Annotated in this window: 18 protein-coding genes; 14 read left to right on the top strand and 4 right to left on the bottom strand. The window is 61.1% G+C overall.

Features of this window, described 5'->3' with window-relative positions; translation table 11 throughout:
• Nucleotides 1-107: 107 nt before the first annotated feature.
• The 14 genes from PPTH39_RS17660 to PPTH39_RS17725 all read left to right on the top strand — a co-directional run bounded on the left by PPTH39_RS17660 (nucleotide 108) and on the right by PPTH39_RS17725 (nucleotide 18,798).
• Nucleotides 108-1,751, top strand: coding sequence for a response regulator (locus PPTH39_RS17660; RefSeq protein ID WP_130872258.1), 1,644 nt, complete (start codon nucleotides 108-110; stop codon nucleotides 1,749-1,751).
• Between the two features lie 998 nt (nucleotides 1,752-2,749).
• Complete coding sequence (locus PPTH39_RS23885; RefSeq protein ID WP_416068818.1) at nucleotides 2,750-3,793, top strand: methyl-accepting chemotaxis protein; 1,044 nt, start codon at nucleotides 2,750-2,752, stop codon at nucleotides 3,791-3,793.
• 123 nt (nucleotides 3,794-3,916) lie between these two features.
• The gene (locus PPTH39_RS17670) at nucleotides 3,917-5,683 is read left to right on the top strand and encodes a protein-disulfide reductase DsbD (RefSeq protein WP_095027258.1); all 1,767 of its coding nucleotides are present in this window, start codon (nucleotides 3,917-3,919) and stop codon (nucleotides 5,681-5,683) included.
• A gap of 130 nt (nucleotides 5,684-5,813) precedes the next feature.
• Complete coding sequence (gene aroQ, locus PPTH39_RS17675) at nucleotides 5,814-6,269, top strand: type II 3-dehydroquinate dehydratase (RefSeq protein ID WP_048360251.1); 456 nt, start codon at nucleotides 5,814-5,816, stop codon at nucleotides 6,267-6,269.
• Nucleotides 6,270-6,294: 25 nt separating this feature from the next.
• Nucleotides 6,295-6,753: an acetyl-CoA carboxylase biotin carboxyl carrier protein gene (gene accB / locus PPTH39_RS17680; protein ID WP_095001030.1), complete on the top strand. Its 459-nt coding sequence runs from the start codon at nucleotides 6,295-6,297 to the stop codon at nucleotides 6,751-6,753.
• 17 nt (nucleotides 6,754-6,770) lie between these two features.
• Nucleotides 6,771-8,129 (top strand): acetyl-CoA carboxylase biotin carboxylase subunit, encoded by a 1,359-nt coding sequence (gene accC, locus PPTH39_RS17685; protein WP_095001029.1) that lies wholly within the window; start codon nucleotides 6,771-6,773, stop codon nucleotides 8,127-8,129.
• Nucleotides 8,130-8,401: 272 nt separating this feature from the next.
• A complete protein-coding gene (gene prmA, locus PPTH39_RS17690; protein WP_130872260.1) occupies nucleotides 8,402-9,280 on the top strand; it encodes a 50S ribosomal protein L11 methyltransferase in 879 nt (292 codons plus the stop codon).
• 30 nt (nucleotides 9,281-9,310) lie between these two features.
• The gene (locus tag PPTH39_RS17695; RefSeq protein ID WP_130872261.1) at nucleotides 9,311-10,564 is read left to right on the top strand and encodes a DUF3426 domain-containing protein; all 1,254 of its coding nucleotides are present in this window, start codon (nucleotides 9,311-9,313) and stop codon (nucleotides 10,562-10,564) included.
• A 197-nt stretch (nucleotides 10,565-10,761) separates the two neighbouring features.
• Nucleotides 10,762-11,775 (top strand): tRNA dihydrouridine synthase DusB, encoded by a 1,014-nt coding sequence (gene dusB / locus PPTH39_RS17700; protein ID WP_095001027.1) that lies wholly within the window; start codon nucleotides 10,762-10,764, stop codon nucleotides 11,773-11,775.
• On the top strand, nucleotides 11,772-12,092 hold the full coding sequence (gene fis / locus PPTH39_RS17705; RefSeq protein ID WP_003439210.1) for a DNA-binding transcriptional regulator Fis: 321 nt from the start codon (nucleotides 11,772-11,774) through the stop codon (nucleotides 12,090-12,092). The genes dusB and fis overlap by 4 nt, the downstream gene beginning before the upstream one ends.
• An 81-nt stretch (nucleotides 12,093-12,173) precedes the next feature.
• The gene (purH, locus tag PPTH39_RS17710) at nucleotides 12,174-13,781 is read left to right on the top strand and encodes a bifunctional phosphoribosylaminoimidazolecarboxamide formyltransferase/IMP cyclohydrolase (protein ID WP_095019746.1); all 1,608 of its coding nucleotides are present in this window, start codon (nucleotides 12,174-12,176) and stop codon (nucleotides 13,779-13,781) included.
• Nucleotides 13,782-13,964: 183 nt separating this feature from the next.
• A complete protein-coding gene (gene purD, locus PPTH39_RS17715; protein WP_130872262.1) occupies nucleotides 13,965-15,263 on the top strand; it encodes a phosphoribosylamine--glycine ligase in 1,299 nt (432 codons plus the stop codon).
• A gap of 99 nt (nucleotides 15,264-15,362) precedes the next feature.
• Nucleotides 15,363-18,143: a hybrid sensor histidine kinase/response regulator gene (locus tag PPTH39_RS17720; protein WP_130872263.1), complete on the top strand. Its 2,781-nt coding sequence runs from the start codon at nucleotides 15,363-15,365 to the stop codon at nucleotides 18,141-18,143.
• A 58-nt stretch (nucleotides 18,144-18,201) separates the two neighbouring features.
• Complete coding sequence (locus PPTH39_RS17725; protein ID WP_095001023.1) at nucleotides 18,202-18,798, top strand: MarC family protein; 597 nt, start codon at nucleotides 18,202-18,204, stop codon at nucleotides 18,796-18,798.
• 81 nt (nucleotides 18,799-18,879) lie between these two features.
• Here the strand turns inward: PPTH39_RS17725 and cobJ are convergent, their stop codons facing one another.
• Genes cobJ through cobG form a run of 4 tightly spaced genes read right to left on the bottom strand, consistent with a single transcriptional unit; the run spans nucleotide 18,880 to nucleotide 23,225 of the window.
• Nucleotides 18,880-20,547, bottom strand: coding sequence for a precorrin-3B C(17)-methyltransferase (cobJ, locus tag PPTH39_RS17730; protein ID WP_130872264.1), 1,668 nt, complete (start codon nucleotides 20,545-20,547; stop codon nucleotides 18,880-18,882).
• Nucleotides 20,544-21,275, bottom strand: coding sequence for a precorrin-2 C(20)-methyltransferase (locus PPTH39_RS17735; RefSeq protein ID WP_086798974.1), 732 nt, complete (start codon nucleotides 21,273-21,275; stop codon nucleotides 20,544-20,546). The genes cobJ and PPTH39_RS17735 overlap by 4 nt, the downstream gene beginning before the upstream one ends.
• Nucleotides 21,275-21,901, bottom strand: a complete 627-nt coding sequence (locus tag PPTH39_RS17740) for a precorrin-8X methylmutase (RefSeq protein WP_016783380.1) — start codon at nucleotides 21,899-21,901, stop codon at nucleotides 21,275-21,277. The genes PPTH39_RS17735 and PPTH39_RS17740 overlap by 1 nt, the downstream gene beginning before the upstream one ends.
• Entirely contained in the window at nucleotides 21,894-23,225 is a 1,332-nt protein-coding gene (cobG, locus tag PPTH39_RS17745; protein ID WP_301448596.1) for a precorrin-3B synthase, read from the bottom strand. Before cobG ends, PPTH39_RS17740 begins: the two co-directional genes overlap by 8 nt.
• Between the last annotated feature and the right edge of the window lie 63 nt (nucleotides 23,226-23,288).

Consider the following 23,288-nt stretch of genomic DNA (forward strand, 5'->3'; position numbering starts at 1 on the left):
GGCTGCCCGACAGTTAATTTCAAGGAGAAACTCGTAGATTTGCAATGAGCTGCTAGCATAGAGCCATCATTCGATTTCAGCATGCCTCCCTACCCAGCAGCCAGGTTATGACCGAGCAAGAAGATCCCAGTCGCGAGCGTCTGAAAAACCACTTTGCCCAGCGTGTCACCCACCAGGCCCGCCAGATCCTTGAGATCTGGCAACGTCTGCAGGCCAATGAGTGGTCGCCTGCCGGCCTGGCCGAGCTCGACGACGCCAATTTGCGCCTGCTGCGCTTTGCCGAGCGCTTCGAGCAACCGGAGCATACCGCGCTGGCGCGGGCCATCGGCCTGGCGCTGCAGGACATGGCCGCCAACCAGAGCCGCCTGAGCAGCTCGATCATCACCGAACTCAATCGCCTTATGCAGCGCCTGTCACGCACCGGCCTGCGTCAGGGCGACTTGATGGGAAATATCAACCTGCCACCGCTGCGCAAGCCGGTGTATATCCTGCTGCAAGACCTGCCGCGCGCCGACCGACTAGCCAGGCAGCTGGAGTTTTTCGAGCTCAGCGCCCAGGCGATCAGCAGCCCGGCAGCATTTCGTCAGGCCATGGCCGAGCGTCATCCGGCCGCCATTGTGATGGACGTGGACTTTGCCAGCCCCGGTTTTGGCCTTGAACTGGCCGCCCAGGCCCAGACCGGTCTTGAGCAAAAATTGCCGCTGCTGTTTTTCAGCCTGCATGAAACCGACACCCCGACCCGCCTTGCAGCGGTGCGCGCAGGCGGGCAGGCGTTTTTGACCGGCACCCTGGAAGCCTCCAGCCTGATGGAGAAAATCGAGGTGCTGACCTGTGTCGCCCAATATGAGCCCTACAAAGTGCTGATCATTGACGACTCCCGGGCCCAGGCGCTGCACACCGAGCGCCTGCTCAACAGCGCAGGCATTGTTACCCGCACCCTGATCGATCCGATCCAGGCGATGGCCGAGCTGGCAGACTTCCAGCCAGACCTGATCATCCTCGACATGTACATGCCCTCCTGTACCGGCACCGAGCTGGCCAAGGTCATCCGCCACAACGACCGCTACGTCAGCGTGCCAATCATTTATCTGTCGGCCGAAGACGATATGGACAAGCAGCTTGATGCCATGAGCGAGGGCGGCGATGACTTCCTGACCAAGCCAATCCAGCCGCGCCATCTGATCACCACCGTACGCAACCGTGCCGTGCGCGCCCGCCATCTCAAGGCGCGGATGGTGCGCGACAGCCTGACCGGGTTGTACAACCACACCCATATCCTGCAACTGCTCGAAGACTGCACCTTTCGCGCCCGCCGCGAGAACCGCCCCTTGAGCTTTGCCATGCTCGACCTCGATCACTTCAAGCACGTCAACGATGGCTACGGCCACCCCATGGGCGACCGGGTGATCAAGAGCCTGGCGCTGTTTCTCAAGCAGCGCCTGCGCAAAAGCGACTTTATTGGCCGCTACGGCGGCGAGGAATTCGCGATTGTGATGCCTGACACCGATCAAGAGTCGGCCTATAAGGTACTCAATCAGATTCGCCAGCGCTTTGCCGAAATCCACTACCCGGCCCAGCCCGCAGACCTGTCGTGCTCCTTCAGCGCAGGCGTGGTGCAGATGCAGGGCGAAGCCGACAGCCTGCAAATGGCCTCCCAGGCCGATGAGGCGCTGTACCGCGCCAAGAACAATGGGCGCAATCAGGTACAACCCTTTCACCAGACAAGGCCAATTGCCACTATTTGTCCCTGATCCCGAGTTTTCGTCACAACGCTGTAACTTAAGTGCAATAACTTTTGCCGCTTCTGACTGTGTAGTAGGCAAAATCCCACATGCGCCTCAAGCTGCTAACCAACCTCAACACGCTATTGCTGGTCGCCGTGTGCCTCGCGCTGGGTGCAACCTTGTGGTGGTCACAACAGGCCCTGGAACGCCCATTTTTGCTGATGGAACGCTACTTGAGCCTTTCGCAGCAGTTCCACAACACAGTGGCACGCAATATCGAGGACTACCTGGCCAGCGGTGACGCCCTGCGCCTTAGTGATGCCAACAGCGCCCTCGACACTCTCAAAAGCGAACTCACTCCTTTGCCGCCCGCACTGGCCGATGCACTGCGCCCCAGCCTGGAAAACCTCAGCACCTACAGCAATTCCGAACTGCTGGCCGCTGGCAAACTGGCCGGCGACCCCCAGGCCTTACTGCTACAGGCCGAACGCGAGCTGAGCGCCGGCCTGGAACAACTCGGCCAATATGCCAGTGACGCCACTTCCAACGAGGCCCGCGCTTATCTGCCCCTGCTGTTTACTGCCTCGCAACACCTGGCCAAGCTGTCCCTCGCCCGCGAAAAACTGGTCAGTAGCGGACGCAGTGAACTGGCCGGCGATGTGGAACGTGAGCTGGACAGCATTGAGCTCCAGGCCAGGCAAATCGACGCCCTGCCCCTGCTGGGCGTGAGCAGTAAAAGTGCCTCGGGCACCGATGATTTTGCCGCGATGATGGGCCTTGATCCCACCGAAACAACCCAAGCCGAAGATGCAGGAATTGCTCTCAAGCGCGAACTTAACAGCCTGCTAAGCCGCTACCCCGCAGAACTCAAGCGCACCCGGGACCAGATCGAACAACGCAGCCAGCTCAGCGCCGCCACCCACCTCAAGCTCAACGCTGTACAGCAGGCCATTGCCGGGCTGGAGCCCGTTGTGCGCGCCGAACACGGGCAAATCCAGAATGAAGTGCGGCTGATCCAGGGCCTGATGATTGGCCTTATCCTGTTGATCGCACTCCTGATCGACACCTTGCAGCGCAAACTGGCGCGGGTACTGACCTACCTTGCACCGCTGCTGTCGACCTGGGCCGAAGGTGATTTCAGCCGCGACATTCAATTGGGTAAAACCAACCGGGAATTGCGTGATATCGAGGCGTCACTAAACCGCCTGCGCAGCTATCTGGTGAACCTGGTGGGCACCTTGCGCCTGAATGCCGAGCAAGTGGCCGGCAGCAGCCGGACCCTGGCCGAGCTGAGCTCCGGACTGCATAGCGGCGCCGAGCGCCAGGCCGGCGATAGCGCACAAATCCGCGACGCGCTGGGTGAGCTGGAGGCCACCATTTCCCAGGTGGCGGGCGACGCCAGCCAGGCTGCCGATGCCAGCCGCAGTGCCGGCCTTGCGGTGGCCCAGGGGCAACGGGTGATTGGCCAGAGCCTGACCGGGCTGCATGCCCTGGTCGGTGAAGTACAAGGTAACGCGCAAACCATCGAACGCCTGGCCGAAGAGTCGGCCACCATCGGTGGCGTGTTGACGGTGATTCGATCGATTGCCGACCAGACCAACCTGCTGGCCCTGAATGCCGCTATCGAAGCGGCCCGCGCCGGTGAAATGGGCCGCGGCTTTGCCGTGGTCGCGGAAGAAGTGCGCTCGCTGGCACAGCGCACCGCAGGCGCGACCAACGAAATCCAGACCCTGATTGGCGGCCTGCAACTGGCCGCCCGCCAATCGGTTGAGGGCATCCGCGCACAAGTGACCCACGCCCGGGCCACCGCCCAGCAAGCCCAGGACGCAGATGGTGCACTGGATGAAATTGTCGGGGCGATTGCCACCATCTCCGATACCGCCGTGCGCATCGCCGACGTTACCGCGCAGCAGACGGGGGCGGTCGGCGAGATCCGCGATCACAGTGAACGGATTCACGTACTGGGGGACGAAAACCTGCAACGCATCGGCATTGCCCGCGACCAAAGCCAGCAATTGCTCGAACTGGGCTCGCAGCTCAACACCGCGGTACAGGCCTTCCGGCTGTAACCCCACCGGCCAGATTTGTAACAGCTGCCGAAGGAACGAGGCTGCGTTCCTCGTCAGCTGCTACGGGTTTTTTGCGCGGTCAACCGCGCTATCATGCCCGCACGTTTGATTTGCGAGATTCCTATGCGCCGCCTGCTTTTGCTCCTGTGTCTGCTGTTTGCCGTGCCTGCCATGGGCGCGGGCTTGCTGGATAACCGCCCCAGCGCAACCCTGGGCGCCATCAACAACAGCAGCGACTTTCTGCCAGTACGCGAAGCCTTCAAGCTCAACCTCATCAGCAGCACACCCGAGTCGATCAAGCTGCGCTTCGTGCCCACCGAAGGCTATTACCTGTACCGGCACAAGTTCGCCTTCAAGACCGAACCCGCCGATATCGCCCTGGGCACCGCGCAACTGCCCCCCGGCGAAGCCAAACACGATGAGTACTTTGGCGATGTCGAGGTCTATCACGGCATTCTTGACGTCGATATCCCGCGCCCGGCCAAAGACCAGCGCCCCTTCACCCTGGTGGTCACCTACCAGGGCTGTGCCGACAAGGGCCTGTGCTACCCGCCGGAAACCGAGCGCCTGAGCATCGATGGCGGCACAGCCACCAGCACCGGCGAACCGGCAACCGCGTGGAACTGGCGCGAACTGGCGCTGTTTTTCCTGGCCGGCCTGGGCCTGACATTTACTCCCTGCGTACTGCCGATGCTGCCGATTCTGTCGGGCGTGGTGTTGCGCGGCCAGGTGGGCGGGCTGCGCGGTTTCAGCCTGTCGCTGGCCTACGTGCTGCCGATGGCGGCCTGCTTTGCCCTGCTGGGCGCCTTGATGGGCATGTTCGGTGCGCAACTCAATTTGCAGGCACGTTTGCAATCGGTGTGGGTGCTGGTGCCTTTCGCGCTGTTCTTCGCCATTTTCGCCCTCGCCATGTTCGGTGTATTTGAACTGAAACTGCCGCAAGCCATCAGCAATCGCCTCGACCGTGTCGCCAATCGCACCCAGGGTGGCTCGCTGTGGGGCGCGGCGGTGCTGGGCGTGGTCTCCAGCCTGCTGGTTTCTCCTTGTGTATCGGCGCCGCTGGCCGGGGCGCTGCTGTACATCAGCGCCAGTGGCGATGCGCTGGGTGGCGGCTTGAAGCTGTTCGCTCTGGGCCTGGGGATGGGCGCACCGTTGCTGTTGGTCGCAACCGGTGGTGCGGCCTGGCTGCCAAAAAGCGGACCGTGGCTGGTCAGTGTGAAAAACGCGATTGGCGTACTGCTGCTCGGCCTGGCAATCGGCCTGCTCAGCCGCGTGCTGCCCGGGCCGGTCACGCTGCTGCTGATCGGCGCGCTGGCGGCGGGTGTCAGTTTGTTCCTTGGCACCCTCGAGTTCACCAGCAAAGCCCCGCGCCAGCGTCTGGCTCAACTGCTGGGCCTGTTTTTACTGGTCTATGCCCTGGCCTGCTGGTTTGGCGCCCTGAGCGGTCAGAGCGATCCGCTCAACCCCATCGGCCATTCCCAACCGGTTGCCAGCGCCGCAAATGGTTCTGCAGTACCAGCAGGCCAATGGCTCACTGTCAGCACCCCGGCCGAACTGGACAGCGCACTGGCCCAGGCCAAAGCCGCTGGGCAACCACTGTTGCTGGACTGGTACGCCGACTGGTGCATCAGTTGCAAAGTGATCGAACATGAGGTGCTGAATAACCCCAGGGTGCTGGATCTGCTCAAGGGTTACCGACTGGTGCGTTTCGATATGACTGCCAGCAATGCCGAACAACGCGCCCTGCTCGATCACTACAAATTGTTCGGCCCTCCGGCACTGATGTTCTTCGGCAAGGAGGGAGCCGAAATAAGTGACCAACGGGTCATCGGCGAGATCAATGCCGCGGACTTCGCCGAACGTGTTGCGATCGCGAATGACCAGATCTAGAGCCTCAGTCACAAACTTTTCGCGAACATCGGTCATCGTGCTGGCTATTGCAGTTAACTGGACAGCGAATCCGCTTTTCGGCATAGTCGCCCGGCACTGACAACTGCACACAGATAATAAGGAACAGCAGATGGCGACTTTCCTGGTACTACACGGCCCCAACCTGAACCTGCTCGGCACCCGCGAGCCGGGCGTCTACGGCGCTACCACCCTGGCGCAAATCAATCAGGATCTGGAACAAAGGGCCCGTGATGCCGGCCACCATTTGCTCTACCTGCAAAGCAACGCCGAGTATGAATTGATCGACCGCGTACACGCTGCCCGCAACGAAGGGGTGGATTTTATTCTGATCAACCCGGCGGCTTTTACCCACACCAGCGTGGCATTACGTGACGCGCTGCTGGCGGTGAGCATCCCATTCATCGAAGTGCATTTGTCTAACGTGCACAAACGCGAACCTTTCCGCCATCACTCCTACTTCTCCGACGTTGCGGTAGGTGTGATCTGCGGCCTTGGCGCCAGCGGTTATCGACTGGCCTTGGAGGCCGCCCTGGAACAGCTTGAACTACAAGCTAAACGCCCCTGACCGACCCATTGGGAGTTGACGATTCATGGATATCCGTAAAGTTAAGAAACTGATCGAGCTGCTGGAAGAGTCCGGCATCGACGAGCTGGAAATCAAAGAAGGCGAAGAGTCCGTACGTATCAGCCGTCACAGCAAGACACCTGCCCAGCAGTACTACGCGCCAGCCCCAATGCAAGCGCCTGCTGCAGCGCCAGTGGCTGTTGCCCCGGTTGCCACCGTGACCGAAGCGCCTGCTGCACCGAAACTGAACGGTTTTGTGGTCAAGTCGCCAATGGTCGGTACCTTCTACCGCACCCCGGCGCCTACCTCGCCTGCTTTCGTTGAAGTGGGCCAGACCGTCAAGGTCGGCGACACCATTTGCATCGTGGAAGCGATGAAAATGATGAACCACATCACCGCCGAAAAAGCCGGTGTTATCGAATCCATCCTGGTAGAAAACGGTCAGCCGGTTGAATTCGACCAACCGCTGTTCACCATCGTTTGAACCACGGGGAGCCAACGATGTTGAAGCCTCAGAAGCTGGAAAAAGTCCTGATCGCCAACCGTGGCGAGATTGCTTTGCGCATCCTGCGGGCGTGCAAGGAAATGGGGATCAAGACTGTCGCGGTGTACTCCACTGCCGACAAAGAGCTGATGCACCTGGGCCTGGCAGACGAAACCGTCTGCATCGGTCCGGCACCGGCCAACCTGTCTTACCTGCACATTCCGGCCATCATCGCGGCCGCGGAAGTGACCGGTGCCACGGCGATTCACCCGGGCTACGGCTTTTTGGCTGAAAACGCCGACTTCGCCGAACAGGTCGAGAAATCCGGTTTTGCCTTCATCGGCCCGAAAGCCGACACCATTCGCCTGATGGGCGACAAGGTATCGGCCAAGCACGCCATGATCGCAGCAGGCGTTCCGACCGTTCCAGGTTCTGACGGCCCGCTGCCGGAAGACCCTGAAACCGCATTGCGCATTGGCCGTGAAGTCGGCTATCCGGTAATCATCAAGGCCGCTGGCGGCGGTGGTGGTCGCGGCATGCGCGTTGTGCACCGTGAAGAAGACCTGATCGAAGCTGCCAAGCAGACCCGCGAAGAAGCCGGCGCCTGGTTCAGCAACCCGATGGTCTATCTCGAGAAATACCTGACCAATCCGCGTCACGTGGAAGTTCAGGTCATTTCCGACGGCCAGGGCAATGCCATCCACCTGGGCGACCGCGATTGCTCGCTGCAACGTCGTCACCAGAAAGTGCTGGAAGAAGCTCCGGCACCGGGCATCGACGAAACCGCACGCGCCGAAGTTCTGGCACGTTGCGTACAGGCCTGTGTAGACATCAACTACCGCGGCGCGGGTACTTTCGAGTTCCTGTACGAGAACGGTCGTTTCTACTTCATCGAGATGAACACTCGTGTGCAAGTAGAGCACCCGGTGTCCGAAATGGTCACTGGCATCGACATCCTCAAAGAGATGTTGAGCATCGCAGCCGGCAACAAGCTGTCCTTCACCCAGGCTGACGTGAACATTCACGGTCACTCGCTGGAGTGCCGGATCAACGCGGAAGACCCGGCGACGTTCATGCCGAGCCCTGGCATGGTCAAGCACTTCCACGCTCCGGGCGGCAACGGCGTTCGCGTCGATTCGCACCTGTACAGCGGCTACAAGGTTCCGTCCAACTACGACTCCCTGATCGGCAAGCTGATCACCTGGGGCTCGACCCGTGACGAAGCCATGGCGCGCATGCGCAATGCCCTGGACGAAATCGTGGTCGACGGGATCAAAACCAACATCCCGTTGCACCGTGATCTGGTGAATGACGAAGGCTTCTGCAAAGGCGGCGTCAACATTCACTACCTGGAACACAAACTGGCTAACCAGTAAGTTTGTATTCTGATCAACAAAGCCGCTTTCGAGCGGCTTTGTTGTTTCTGCAAGGCAGGTAACTGCCCTTGTGGGAGCGGGCTTGCTCGCGATGACCTCACACGGGCCAACCTGCCAGACCAGGTCGCCTGTATCGCGAGCAAGCCCGCTCCCACCAGGGATCCGTTGCATTCATCGTTTTTTGATTACCCCCCATGCCTACGCTCGCGTAAACTTGCGCGCTTCTCGCGGCCCGACCGGCTGCACACTCCAATTTTTCAAAGGTGCCCGCCATGCCTTGGCTGCAAGTACGCCTCGCCATCAGCCCGGAACAAGCCGAAACCTACGAAGACGCGTTCCTCGAAGTCGGTGCCGTTTCGGTTACGTTCATGGACGCCGAAGACCAACCGATCTTCGAACCTGAGCTCAACACCACCCCGCTGTGGTCGCACACCCATTTGCTGGCACTGTTCGAAGGCGGCACCGAAGCCGAACTCGTACTCTCCCATCTGGAACTGCTGACCGGTTCGCCACTGCCTGAGCATCACGCCGAAGTGATCGAAGACCAGGACTGGGAACGCAGCTGGATGGACAATTTCCACCCGATGCGTTTTGGCCAGCGCCTGTGGATCGTGCCAAGCTGGCACGCGGCTCCCGAGCCGGATGCCGTCAACCTGCTGCTCGATCCGGGCCTGGCTTTCGGCACCGGCACCCACCCGACCACCGCCCTGTGCCTGGAATGGCTGGACGGTCAAGACCTGAAAGACTGCAACGTACTGGACTTCGGCTGCGGCTCGGGCATCCTCGCCATCGCAGCCCTGTTGCTGGGAGCCAAGGAAGCCGTCGGCACCGATATCGACGTGCAGGCGCTGGAAGCCTCACGCGACAACGCCAACCGCAACGGCATCGACCCGGCCCTGTTCCCGCTGTACCTGCCGCAAGACATGCCACAAGTGCAGGCCGAAGTCGTGGTCGCCAACATCCTCGCCGGCCCACTGGTTGCTTTGGCCCCGCAACTGTCGAGCCTGGTCAAACCGGGTGGTCGCCTGGCACTGTCGGGCATCCTCGCCGAACAGGGCGAAGAAGTGGCCGCCGCTTACGCCCAGGACTTCGATCTGGACCCGATTGCCAATCGCGATGGCTGGGTGCGCATCAGCGGCCGTCGGCGCTAGAATGAAACCATGCCCAATCCGGATGGCCGCATGAGCGATAGCTTCGTTACCCAGTGCCCACATTGCCAGACCAGTTTTCGCGTCAGCCACGCCCAATTGGGCATGGCGCGCGGTGTGGTGCGCTGTGGCGCCTGCCTGCAAGTGTTCAATGCCGCGCAGCAGCTGCTGAACCAGAGCACTGAAGCAGGGCAGCCGCCCGCCGTGGAGATGCCCGTCGTCGCCGCGCCCGAAGTGATCGAACCTGCCCCTGTCGAAGTACCTGCCCCAACCGTGCCGGTCAACCCGGCACCGTGGCAGACCAGCACGATCGATCTCGACCATCTGGATCTGGACGAAGAACTGGCCAAGCTCGAAGAGCGTGAAATCCAGCCCAGCAAAAGCTTTGGCCAACCGCACAAGCCCAAAACCACGTCGCTAAGCGCTCGTCGCGAAACCTCTGACGCAGAAGAAGGTGAGTGGTCAGACAGCCTGTTCAGCGAATCTGCGGCAGACCGCGCCGAATCCGCCAAGGTTGCCGGGCAAGCCGCCGAGATTGCGCAAACCGGACGCACCGAGCCGTCATTGTCACTGGACCTCGATGAACCCGACGATACCCCGCCGCTTCAGCTTTCCCTGGACGACGACCTCGAACCGCCGCTGACAGGCGAACGACTGTCTGCCACCGAGGACGAGGACGACGCACGCCCTGAGCCTGCGCCTGTCAGCAAGGACAGACGCAAACGCAATGAACCGGCCATGGGCGAAGACCCGCTGATGGATCTGGTGGACGATCCGCTGCAGCTGGACTGGCAAAAACGCCGTACGCCCTGGGGCAAACGCCTGCTCTGGAGCTTGCTGGTACTCCTGGCCGCAGCCGCACTGGCCGGGCAGTACATTGCCAACCACTTCGACGAACTGGCACGCCAGGACCAGTACCGCCCGATCTTCCAGCAGCTGTGCCCGCAGATCGGCTGTACGGTGCCCTCCAAGGTCGATATCGACCGGATCAAGAGCAGCAATCTGGTGGTACGCAGTCATCCGGAATTCGCCGGTGCGCTGGTGGTGGATGCAATCCTCTACAATCGCGCACCGTTCTCTCAGCCCTTCCCGCTGCTGGAACTGCGATTTGCCGATCTCAACGGCAAAATGATCGCCAGTCGTCGGTTTAAACCTGGCGAATACCTCAGCGGTGACTTGGCCAAAGCCGAAATGCCACCGCAAACCCCTATCCACATTGCTCTGGACATCCTCGACCCGGGCCCCAAGGCCGTGAACTACAGCCTGAGTTTTCACTCGCCCGAATGAGCGGGTTTCGCACAAGTTGCTAGCTTTAAGCTGTAACCGACACGTTTAAAGCGCACCGGCTTGCCGCTTGACCCTTGAAACTTGCTGCTTATTGTTCAAAATTCACTCAATTGCAGCTTTAACCAGTCATCGAGAGCGGGTATCATGCCAACCCTTTTTCGAACTCCCAAGATCCGGCCCCACAACAGGGAAGTCCTATGTCGGCGGTACGCATCGGCCCATATACATTGAACAACGGTTTGATTCTCGCCCCCATGGCGGGTGTCACCGACCAGCCCTTTCGTCAGCTTTGCCGACGCATGGGTGCAGGCCTGGTTGTTTCGGAAATGGTCACCAGTGACATGAGTCTCTGGAACAGTCGCAAATCGCGCCTGCGCATGATTCACGACGGTGATCCCGAGCCACGCTCGGTACAGATCGCCGGCGGTGATGCGCAAATGCTGGCAGACGCCGCCAGAGCCAATGTGGAGCTGGGCGCACAGATTATTGATATCAACATGGGTTGCCCGGCAAAGAAGGTCTGCAACAAGGCCGCCGGCTCCGCGTTGCTGAAAGACGAAGCACTGGTAAACGAGATCCTGCAGGCCGTCGTGGCTGCGGTTGATGTGCCGGTTACCCTGAAGATCCGCACCGGTTGGGACCGGGACAACAAGAACGGCATCACGGTGGCAAAGATCGCCGAACAAGCCGGGATCAGCGCACTGGCGGTGCACGGCAGAACCCGTGCCGACCTGTACACCGGTGATGCCGAGTACGACACCATTGCCGCGATCAAGCAGGCCGTGTCGATACCGGTGTTTGCCAACGGCGATATCGATTCACCCCAAAAGGCCCTGCACGTGCTGAACGCGACCGGGGCTGACGGACTGTTGATTGGCAGGGCGGCCCAGGGGCGGCCCTGGATTTTCCGCGAAGTCGATCACTTTCTGCGTACCGGGCAACTGCTGCCGGCACCGGAGATGATCGAAGTGGAACGTATTCTGCTAGAGCACCTGGCTGCATTGCACACCTTCTATGGGGAGGTGCTGGGCGTACGTATCGCCCGTAAGCATGTCGGGTGGTATCTGGCAACCTTGCCGGGCGCCAAGGAGTTTCGCGCCCACTTCAATCGTTTGGAAGATACGGAAGCACAATGCGCCAACGTTCAGGCGTTTTTCGCCGAACGACACAAGAGCCTGGTGACAGGGGACGAAGGATGGGTGGCCGCATGACGATGATGACCGAGACATTAGTGAGTGGAACAACGCCCGTGAGCGACAACGTCAACTTGAAACAGCACCTCAATACACCGAGCGAAGAAGGCCAGACCCTTCGCGGGAGTGTCGAGAAGGCGCTGCACAATTATTTCGCCCATCTGGAGGGCGCTGAAGTCACGGACGTCTACAACCTGGTACTTTCCGAAGTCGAGGCTCCCCTTCTCGAGTGCGTCATGAACTACGTCAAGGGCAACCAGACCAAGGCCTCCGAGCTGCTGGGCCTCAATCGCGGCACCTTGCGCAAAAAGCTCAAACAGTACGATCTGCTGTAAGCATTCAATCAAACCTGAAAGGCGTCCTGATAAAACAGGCCGCCTTTTTTGCTGACTCCTTTGCTTTTGATGGAAATCGAGATGACCGATCAGACTACCCGCCTGCCGATCCGCCGCGCTCTAATCAGCGTTTCCGACAAAACCGGAATCCTTGATTTCGCCCGTGAACTGGAAGCCCTCGGCGTCGAGATCCTGTCCACTGGCGGTACCTTCAAGCTGCTGCAAGACAACGGTGTGGCCGCTGTTGAAGTCGCGGACTACACCGGCTTTGCAGAAATGATGGACGGTCGGGTGAAAACCCTGCATCCGAAAATCCACGGCGGCATCCTGGGCCGTCGCGGCATCGACGACGACATCATGAACGAGCACGGCATCAAGCCGATCGACCTGGTCGCGGTCAACCTCTACCCGTTCGAAGCCACCATCTCCAAACCAGGTTGCGACCTGCCGACCGCCATCGAGAACATCGATATCGGTGGCCCGACCATGGTTCGCTCGGCAGCGAAAAACCACAAAGACGTGGCCATCGTGGTCAATGCCAGCGACTACGCCAATGTTCTGGAAAACCTCAAGGCCGGCGGCCTGACCTACGCGCAGCGTTTCGACCTGATGCTCAAGGCCTTCGAACACACTGCCGCCTACGACGGCATGATCGCCAACTACCTGGGCACCGTGAACCAGGCCGCTGAAACACTGAGCACCGAAGACCGCGGCCTGTTCCCGCGCACCTTCAACAGCCAGTTCATCAAGGCCCAGGAAATGCGCTACGGCGAGAACCCGCACCAGAAAGCGGCGTTCTACGTTGAAGCCAAGCCGACCGAAGTCAGCATTGCCACTGCAACCCAGCTGCAAGGCAAGGAACTGTCGTTCAACAACGTGGCCGATACCGATGCCGCGCTGGAATGTGTAAAAAGCTTTGTCAAACCGGCATGCGTCATCGTCAAGCACGCCAACCCGTGCGGCGTTGCCGTCAGCCCGGACGCCGAAGGCGGCATTCGCCAGGCCTACGAGCTGGCATACGCCACGGATACCGAGTCGGCTTTCGGCGGCATTATCGCTTTCAACCGTGAGCTGGACGCCGAAACGGCCAAGGCCATTGTCGAGCGTCAGTTCGTTGAAGTGATCATCGCCCCGTCCGTGAGCGAAGAAGCTCGCGCCATCGTGGCCGCCAAAGCCAACGTGCGCCTGCTGGCCTGCGGCCAGTGGAGCGAAGATCGCGCCCCGGCCTGGGACTTCAAACGCGTTAACGGCGGTTTGCTGGTACAGAGCCGCGACATCGAGATGATCGGCAGCGAAGACCTGAAAGTCGTGACCAAGCGCGCCCCGAGCGAGCAAGAGATCAACGACCTGATCTTTGCCTGGAAAGTGGCCAAGTACGTAAAATCCAACGCCATTGTTTACGCCAAGGGTCGTCAGACCATCGGTGTCGGCGCAGGCCAGATGAGCCGCGTAAACTCGGCCCGTATCGCTGCGATCAAGGCTGAACACGCCGGCCTGCAAGTGCAGGGCGCGGTCATGGCATCGGACGCATTCTTCCCGTTCCGTGACGGCATCGACAACGCAGCCAAAGCCGGTATCACTGCCGTGATCCAGCCAGGCGGCTCGATGCGTGACAACGAAGTGATTGCAGCCGCTGACGAAGCGGGCATTGCCATGGTGTTCACCGGCATGCGCCACTTCCGTCACTAACAGCACGATCCCATGTAGGCACCGGCTTTTGTGGGAGCTGGCTTGCCTGCGACAGCAACACCTCGGTAGTGCCTGAAACACCGAGGTGCCTGTATCGCGGGCAAGCCCGGCTCCCACAAAAGCCCGGCCTTCAGGCACCTCAGCGGTGCTCATCAGAATTCAGCGTCATCCGAGGTTTTTGAAATGAATGTTTTGATCATTGGCAGCGGTGGCCGCGAACACGCACTGGCCTGGAAAGTAGCTCAGGACCCACGTGTCGCCAAAGTATTCGTTGCCCCGGGCAACGCCGGCACCGCCATTGAAGCCAAATGCGAGAACGTCGCCATCGACGTGCTGGCCCTTGAGCAACTGGCAGATTTTGCCGAGAAAAACGTTTCCCTGACCATCGTGGGCCCGGAAGTCCCGCTGGTTGCCGGTGTGGTTGACCTGTTCCGCTCCCGTGGCCTGGACTGCTTCGGCCCGACCGCTGGCGCTGCCCAGCTGGAAGGCTCCAAGGCCTTCACCAAAGACTTCCTGGCGCGTCACAAGATCCCGACCGCCGACTACCAGAACTTCACCGAAATCGAACCGGCTCTGGCTTACCTGCAGAAAGTCGGCGCGCCGATCGTGATCAAGGCTGACGGCCTGGCCGCAGGTAAAGGCGTTATCGTCGCCATGACCCTGGCCGAAGCCGAAGACGCCGTGCGTGACATGCTCGCAGGCAACGCCTTTGGCGAAGCCGGCTCGCGCGTGGTGATCGAAGAGTTCCTCGACGGCGAAGAAGCCAGCTTTATCGTGATGGTCGACGGCAAGAACGTATTGCCGATGGCCACCAGCCAGGACCACAAGCGTGTCGGCGACGGCGACACCGGCCCGAACACCGGAGGCATGGGCGCTTACTCCCCTGCCCCGGTGGTCACCGCTGACGTTCATCAGCGCGTCATGGACCTGGTCATCTGGCCAACCGTGCGTGGCATGGCCGAAGAAGGCAACGTCTACACCGGTTTCCTGTACGCAGGGCTGATGATCGACAAGGCCGGTAACCCGAAAGTGATCGAGTTCAACTGCCGCTTCGGCGATCCGGAAACCCAACCGGTGATGCTGCGCCTGCAATCGAGCCTGGTGCTGCTGGTTGAAGCGGCTCTGGCTCAAGCGCTGGACAAGGTTGAAGCGCAATGGGATCCGCGCCCGAGCCTGGGTATCGTGCTTGCCGCCGGCGGCTACCCTGGCGATTACGCCAAAGGTACTGTCATCCAGGGTCTGGACGCAGCCGCCAAGCTGGAAGGCAAAGTGTTCCATGCCGGCACTGCACTCAATCAAGCCGGTGAGGTGGTGACCTCGGGGGGTCGCGTGTTGTGCGCAACCGCCATGGGCGACACCGTAGAAGCGGCACAGCACAAGGCTTACGAGCTGGCCAAGGCCATCGAGTGGGAGGGTTGCTTATACCGTAACGATATCGGCTACCGTGCCATTGCTCGCGAACGTGGTGAACCTCAGGAGTAAACACTCCATACGGATAGGCGGGGCGTCTGCGCCCTTGCCTAACCGTTCCAGGCCCGCGCATAGTTACCGTCTAGCTTCAATCCATGAAGGGATTTCGCCGTGCGCTGGCTCAGGATCGCCATAGCTTTTACCGCCGCCCTACTGGCCACTGTGCTTGGCATGATGCCTGCGCAAGCCGCTACAGCGACCGGTTGGTCTGTTCTGTCAGACCCGCAGGCCAGCCTGCAACTGAGCGATGTACGCTCCCCTCGCCTGTCCAGCCAGTTCAGCCCTGTCGACCTTGACCGCATTGGTGCTGCTGAACCCGGCGAAGCCTTGTGGCTGCGCGTACGCCTGCAACCCGACAAGCACGAGCAGATCCTGCGGCTGTTTGCCCCTGACCTGGCGCGCCTGGACATGTATGTATTCGATGATCAAAAACTGATCAGCGAAATCAACACCGGCTCGGCATTGCCCACCAACCGCAAACCGGTGCCCAGCAGTGACTACCTGCTGCCCCTGCCGCAAAGCGCCGAACCGCTGGATGTTTACCTGCGCATGGTCTCTGACCACCAGCTGCGCCCCCACATTACTCTCGACACTGCCGTGATGCTGGCCGCCAGCCAGAGCAAGCCCCTGCTCTATGGCCTGTTGCTGGGCTGCATGACGATGCTGTTGCTGCACAACATTGTGCGCTTTGCCTTCAGCCGCTCACCCAGCAGCCTGTGGCTGGCGATCTGCGAAGCATTGCTCATGGCCAGTTCAGTGTTGTTCCTGAACCTGCTCGACCCCTGGCTGGGGCAGTGGCACAGCCTGCAAACCCCGGGCGCCTACCTGACACTGCTGCTGACCGCCCCGTGCGGGCTGATGTTCACCTATAGTTTTTTCGCGAGTCGCGGTGCCCATCGGCTGCTCAAACTGCTGCTGCTGGACATTCTTATTATCGCCCTCGGTGGCCTGTTGCTGCTGTTTATCGACAACCTGCCGCTAAACCTCATTACCTATGCCCTGGTCGGACTGGCAAGTGTCAGCATTCTGGCCGTATCGGTTTACCACTGGCAAAAGGGCTACAAACCGGCACGCATGTTTGCCATGGCGATGGTGATTTTCAATATCGGCACCCTGGTGATTCTCCCGGCGCTGCTGGGCCTGACCCTCATCGCACCGCAGGAGCTGGTGCTGGCGCTGATGTGCGTGGTGTGCATCAGCGGCTTGCTGATGAGCTTCGCCCTGAGCGAACGCAACCGCAGCATCACCCAGGCCCAGTTCAGCATCAGCCGCGAACTGGCGGCCAGCACGGCCGAAGTCAATGCCAAGGCCGAGTTCCTGTCCAAGATCAGCCATGAAATCCGCACCCCCATGAACGGCGTGCTGGGCATGACCGAGCTGCTGCTGGGCACACCGCTTTCGGTCAAGCAGCGCGACTACGTACAGACCATCCACAGCGCCGGTAATGAGCTGCTGACGCTGATCAACGAAATCCTCGACATCTCCAAGCTTGAGTCAGGGCAGATCGAACTGGATGACGTGCAGTTCGACCTCAATGCCCTGATCGAGGATTGCCTGAGCATCTTCCGCACCAAGGCCGAACAGCAGAACGTCGAACTCATCAGCTTTATCCAGCCACAAGTGCCACGGGTGATCAGCGGCGACCCCACACGCTTGCGCCAGACCCTGCTCAGCCTGCTCGAAAGCTCCCTGAAAAAGACCGACGAGGGTGAGATCCTGATCGTCGTGGCCCTTGAGGAGCGCAATGGCCCGCCACGCTTGCGCATTGCGATCCAGGACTCCGGCCAGCCGATGGATGAGCAGGAGCGTGACGCCCTGTTGCACGCCGAACTGCACAGCAAGAACTTCCTTGCCGCCACCCGCCTGGGCGGCCACCTGGGGCTGGTGATCGCCCGCCAGCTGATCATGCTGATGGGCGGCGAATTCGGCATAAAGTCCGGTCAAACCACCGGCAGCAACCTGTGGCTGACCCTGCCCCTGGACCCGCAACACCTGGAACACCCCACCTCGGACCTCGACAGCCCGCTCAAAGGCGCGCGGGTACTGGTGGTGGACGACAACGACACCTGCCGCAAAGTGCTGGTGCAGCAATGCTCCGCCTGGGGCTTGAATGTCAGCGCCGCCGCCTCGGGCAAGGAAGCCCTGGCCTTGCTGCGCACCAAGGCGCACTTGCGAGACTACTTCGACATCGTCCTGCTGGACCAGAACATGCCCGGCATGACCGGCATGCAACTGGCCGCCAAGATCAAGGAAGACCCGAGCCTCAATCACGACATCCTGCTGGTCATGCTCACCGGTATCAGTAATGCCCCTAGCAAGATCATTGCGCGTAACTGCGGGATCAAGCGCATCCTCGCCAAGCCGGTGGCCGGCTACACCCTCAAGACCACCCTGGCGGACGAACTGACCCAGCGCAACAAAGGCCATGCCGCCGCACAAACCACCGCCAATGGCCCCGCTGCCGTTGCGGTCTCCGTGCCCGGCGACTTCCGCATTCTGGTGGCCGAAGACAACAATATCTCGACCAAGGTTATCCGCGGCATGCTGGGCAAGCTCAACCTGAACCCGGACACGGCCTGCAATGGTGCCGAAGCGCTCAAGGCGATGAAGACCCAGCGCTATGACCTGGTGCTGATGGACTGTGAGATGCCGGTACTCGACGGGTTTTCTGCCACCGAGCAGTTGCGCGCCTGGGAAGTCAGCCACCAGCGGGTACGAACTCCGGTTGTCGCCCTGACCGCCCACATCCTTACCGAACACAAGGAACGCGCCCGGCAGGCCGGTATGGACGGGCATATGTCCAAACCCGTGGAACTGTCGCAACTGCGCGAACTGGTGGAGTTTTGGGTCGAACAACGTGAGCTGCGTCAATCCCGTACGCAACTGTCCTAACAGACAGCCAATCCCCCTGATAGACTTTCGGCGCCCCCTATCGATGTGAGCTCAGACCATGCTCCATGTGCTGTTCAGTGTGTACTTGAAGATGCTGGTGCTTTACAGCCCGTTTTTCGTGCTGTCGTGCTTTATCAGCCTGACCCGGGGTTACTCGAACAAGGAACGCCGCCGGCTGGCCTGGAAAGTGGCCCTGGCCACGCTGATCTCCAGTGTATTGCTGTACCTGTTCGGGCGCACGATCTTCAGCGTCTTCGGCATCACCGTCGATGCATTCCGCATCGGTGCCGGCAGCGTGCTGTTTATCTCGGCGCTGGGCATGGCCCAAGGCAAGTCTGCGGTGCAAACAGACAATGTGCAGCAGGACGTGACGATTGTGCCCTTGACCATCCCGCTCACTGTCGGGCCCGGCACGATCGGTGCGTTGCTGGTCATGGGCGTCAGCCAGCCCCACTGGGATGACAAGCTGATGGCGATTGTCAGTATTGCCCTGGCCAGCCTGACGGTGGGCGTGGTGCTTTACCTGTCCAACCGAATCGAACGGATTCTCGGTGAGCAGGGTTTGCAGATCGTCAGCCGCCTGATGGGCCTGTTTGTCTGCGCCCTTGCAGCGCAGATCATCTTTACCGGGATCAGGGGCTATATGGTCCCCTGAAAACACACAGAACTGTGGGAGCGAGCCTGCTCGCGAAAGGCTCTGACAGCCGCTTCGCGAGCAGGCTCGCCCCCACAGGGCTCAGGGTTTTTCGCCATACCAGCGCGGCGTGTACACCCATTGCATGCCGTCAGCACGGGCAAAGGTGCACGTCGTCGACGAGCCCACCAGCACCATGGTGCGCATATCCACCTGCTCCGGGGTCAACTCGCCCAGGGTCAAGGTGCGCAGGGTCTGGCCCGGACGGCCAATGTCACGACCCAGCACCACCGGTGTTTGCGCCGTGCGATGGCGCCTGACGATATCCAGCGCAACGCCCAATTGCCACGGCCGCGAACGGGAAATCGGGTTATAGAACGCCAACGCCAGATCCGCCTCGCAAGCCAGGTCCAGACGCTTCTCAATAATGCTCCACGGCTTGAGGTTGTCCGACAGCGACATCACGCAGAAGTCATGCCCCAGTGGCGCCCCGGCCTGCGCGGCCGTTGCCAGTGAAGCTGACACACCCGGCAGGATCTCCAGATCGACGCTGTGCCACTGCGGGTCCACAGACTCATGCAAGGCTTCGAGCACGGCCGCAGCCATGGCAAAAACCCCAGGGTCCCCCGAAGACACCACCACCACCGAACGCCCCTGCGCCGCCAGCTCGAAGGCGTGGCGGGCGCGCTGCATCTCTTCGCGGTTATCGGTGCAATGCATCACCTGATCGTCGCGGAACGGGCCAGCCATACGCACATAGGTTTCATAACCCAGCACATCATTGGCCCGCGCCAGCTCGGCCTTGACCGCAGGCACCATCAGTTCGGCAGCGCCGGGGCCCAGGCCAATTACAGCCAGACGGCCACGGGCCCGGCCAATCGTTTCAGGTTCCAGCGGCGCCGCGGCAACACCCAGCACCACGCCATTGCCCGGTTCACACCAGGCAACAGGCAGCAACGCTGCATCGCTGCCCACAAACCGCAACGGCACCGCCAGCTCAAGGGCCGTTTCACGCAGCGCTGCACTGGCCATCAAGGTTTCCGGTGCGACGATGCACGCCAGCGACTGACGTGCCAGCCCGGCCTGGTACAACGATTCGAGGATTGACTGTGGCGAAACCTCGGCACACACCTGCGCCAGTACATTGCGCGAATAAATCAGCAACTCGTCTGCCACTGGCAGGCGCTCGGCGCTGCCCACATGGATCGCCAGACGCGCCTGCCCGCTTTCGGGCAGTTGCGCCCGCGCCAGCCAAGGCGCATCGCCTTCGATACGTACTGATTCGCCGGCCAGCAGGTCCGAAACAAAGCGTTTGCCCAGCTCCAGATCGGCCAGCACATAGCCCGCAGGCGGATTGAGCAGACAGGTGCCAAAGCGCAGTTCGCCGCTGGTGGTGATCGCCGGAGCAATGCCCAGACCCGCCGCAATGACCCGCGCCAGATCATTCACCCCACCCAGCCCGCCCAGCAACGGCACCACCGCGCTGGCGTCTTCGGCAACCGCCAGTACCGGTGGCTCGGCGCCTTTTTCCAGCAGCAACGGCGCCAGCGTGCGGATCACAATACCCGCAGCGCATAGCGCAATAATCGGCGTGTCCTGCTGATAAAGCTGACGCAGGGTGTCGCCGAAATCGCTGTAACTGCGATCACCGCCGTCTACCCGCCCTGCCAGCCCGAGGACAGAAGCGCCGGGCAGCAACTGCTGGATACGGCGTGCAGTGTCCAGGCTGCCATTGCCCAGAATGACAATGGCCGGTGCCGGGCGACTCAACCCTGCCACCTTTCGCCTGGGACGATAATCAGCGAGAAATACGGCGAAGACATCGGTTCCACTTCATTGAGCGGCACGATCTTCTGATTGCTCATGGTGGCGCGCTCGACATACAACGCCCGCTCGGCCAGCCCCAGCTCGCCCAGCACTTCGCGCACTTTATGAAAGTTGCGCCCCAGCTTCATGATCACTGCCGCATCGGCAACCGCCAGCCGCGACTTGAGTTCTTCGTGGGGCAGCACACCCGAGAGCACCGACAGGCTCTGGTTGCGATACACCAACGGCACGCCCAATACCGAAGCGCCGCCCAGCATCGAGCACACGCCCGGTACCACTTGTGCTTCAAAACGCTGGGCCAGACGGTCGTGCAGGTACATATAGGAGCCGTAGAAGAACGGATCACCTTCGCAGATCACTGCCACATCACGGCCGGCATCCAGATGCACGGCCACTTCAACCGCAGCCTGATCGTAGAAATCACTGATCACCTGCTCGTAGGACAACGGCTCCGGCAACACCTCGGTGGTCACCGGGTACACCAGCGGCATCTGGGTTTGCGCGTCTTGCAGATGGGCTTCGATGATGCCGAACGCATTGCCCTTCTTGCCCTTGGCCACGAAATACGCCACCACCGGCGATTCGCGCAGCAGGCGCAGGGCTTTAACCGTGATCAGCTCAGGGTCGCCGGGGCCTACGCCCAAACCGATCAAACGTCCTGGTTGCGCCATTATTCGATCTCCGTGGCCAGGGCGTTGACGGCCGCAGCCGCCATCGCACTACCGCCACGGCGGCCTTGCATGATCACAAACGGCACACCACGGCTGTCTGCCGCAAGCATGGCCTTGGATTCCGCGGCGCCGACAAAGCCCACCGGGAAGCCCAGGATCAGTGCCGGCTTGGGAGCGCCGGCATCGATCATTTCCAGCAGGTAAAACAGCGCGGTGGGCGCGTTTCCGATCACCACCACACTGCCTTCCAGGTACGGGCGCCAATGCTCAAGGGCCACCGCCGAACGGGTGTTGCCCTTCTCCAGCGCCAACTCGGGTACGCCTTCTTCGCGCAGGGTGCAGATCACCGGGTTGTTGGCCGGCAAACGGGTACGGGTGACGCCTTCGGAAACCATCCGCGCATCGCACAGAATGGCAGCACCTGCCGCCAGCGCATCACGCCCGGCCTTGCCGGCACCCGGCGAAAAACGCAGGTCTTCAATGGCATCGACCATGCCGCAGGCGTGGATCACACGCACGGCCAGTTTTTCGAGATCCGCCGGGATGCTGTCGAGGTTGGCCTCGGCACGAATAATGGCGAACGAATTGCGATAGATCTCTTGACCATCGCGGATGTAATCAATCATCGGTGTTGCTCCATTGGCGGGCCTCAAGCCAGGCGCCCGCCGCTTCAATTGTAAGATTGCGCTCGCGCAGAACACCGAAACCGGCGTGCTCCGGGGTGCGTAAATAGAGGTCGTAATGACCGGGCGCCACGGCCAGTAAAGTGACCGGCGCGACGTGGGCTGCCGCGCAGGAGCGCTGGCAGCCGGTCAGGTGAATATTCAAAGGCTTTGGCAGCAACGCGGCCAACTGACGGGCATCATGCTTCGTGTCGGCCAGCCCTTTGGCACAGGCACTGGAGCCGGTACAGGCCACCAGATGCGCCAGCGGGTTGCCAGCCTCTACGATCAAGCCGAGCACCATCAACTGGCTCATCACCGCAGCGGCCTGAGCGGCCGCTATGTTGGGCAACAAGACGCTCTGCCATGGCGTGAACCGTAAAGTGCCATCGCCGTAGCGCTCGGCCAGCTCGGCCAACCCCGTGAGCATCGCCGCATCCAGCCGCCCCAGTGCCGGCGCCCCGCCGATATAGACCCGACCAGGCGCTTGCTGTGGCCAAATGCCGAGGTGCATGGACGCCGAGATGGCCCTGCACTGCCAGTCGCCAGCAGGCAACAGTGCCACGCTGATTCGCTGTGCCAGCTGCCCGACAAATGACTCAGTGGTGACCTCCTCCAGCAGATGACGCATGCGGGTTTGCTCAGGTCGCGCCAGATCCAGAAACTGCATCAGCACGGCCAACACCAGCTCATGCCCGTACTCCACGGGTACGGCTGCCAACGCGCAATCGTGCGCCGGGCACCCGGCCAGGCCAAAAGCCAACAGCGTCTGGCCATTACGCACAAATGCCGACAACCACAGATCATGCGGATGCTCCAGCATGGCCAGGGCCTCGCCGCCATCCAGTTGCACGGCGAACTTGGCCGACAGCTCGGTGAACCTTGGCGTGCTTTGCAGGCTGGCCAGTATCTGCCGGGCCAGCGGCCACGTATCGATATGCATCTGCAGATCAATGCCGGCACTCGGGCTGAGCATCAAGTTGCGCACGTCGTCACTGGCGGCAGTAGCAGGCCCAAGCCCGGCCGCCAGCAAGGGCGCAATCAATGCACTGTGCTGCGGCCCCACACCACGGATTTGCAAATTGCCACGGTTGGTCGCTTCGATCACACCACTGGCATACCGCTGAGCCACATCTGCCACCGTGCGAGCCTGATCGGCGTTAATCGCGCCGCCATCCAGCTTGACCCGACAGATACCGCCATCCATTGCCTGGACGATACGCAGTAACCCCGGGCAAGCCGAGGGGCGCACAGGCGTCGTGACAGAAAGTTCAGGTGGCAAGTTCAAGGAGCTATCCAGAGCAGGCAATACGCTATTGCAGGTCGCGCATTATGCCTGCTTTGGGCGAGT

Source organism: Pseudomonas bubulae (assembly GCF_900618535.1).
GTDB classification, from domain to species: Bacteria; Pseudomonadota; Gammaproteobacteria; order Pseudomonadales; family Pseudomonadaceae; genus Aquipseudomonas; species Aquipseudomonas bubulae.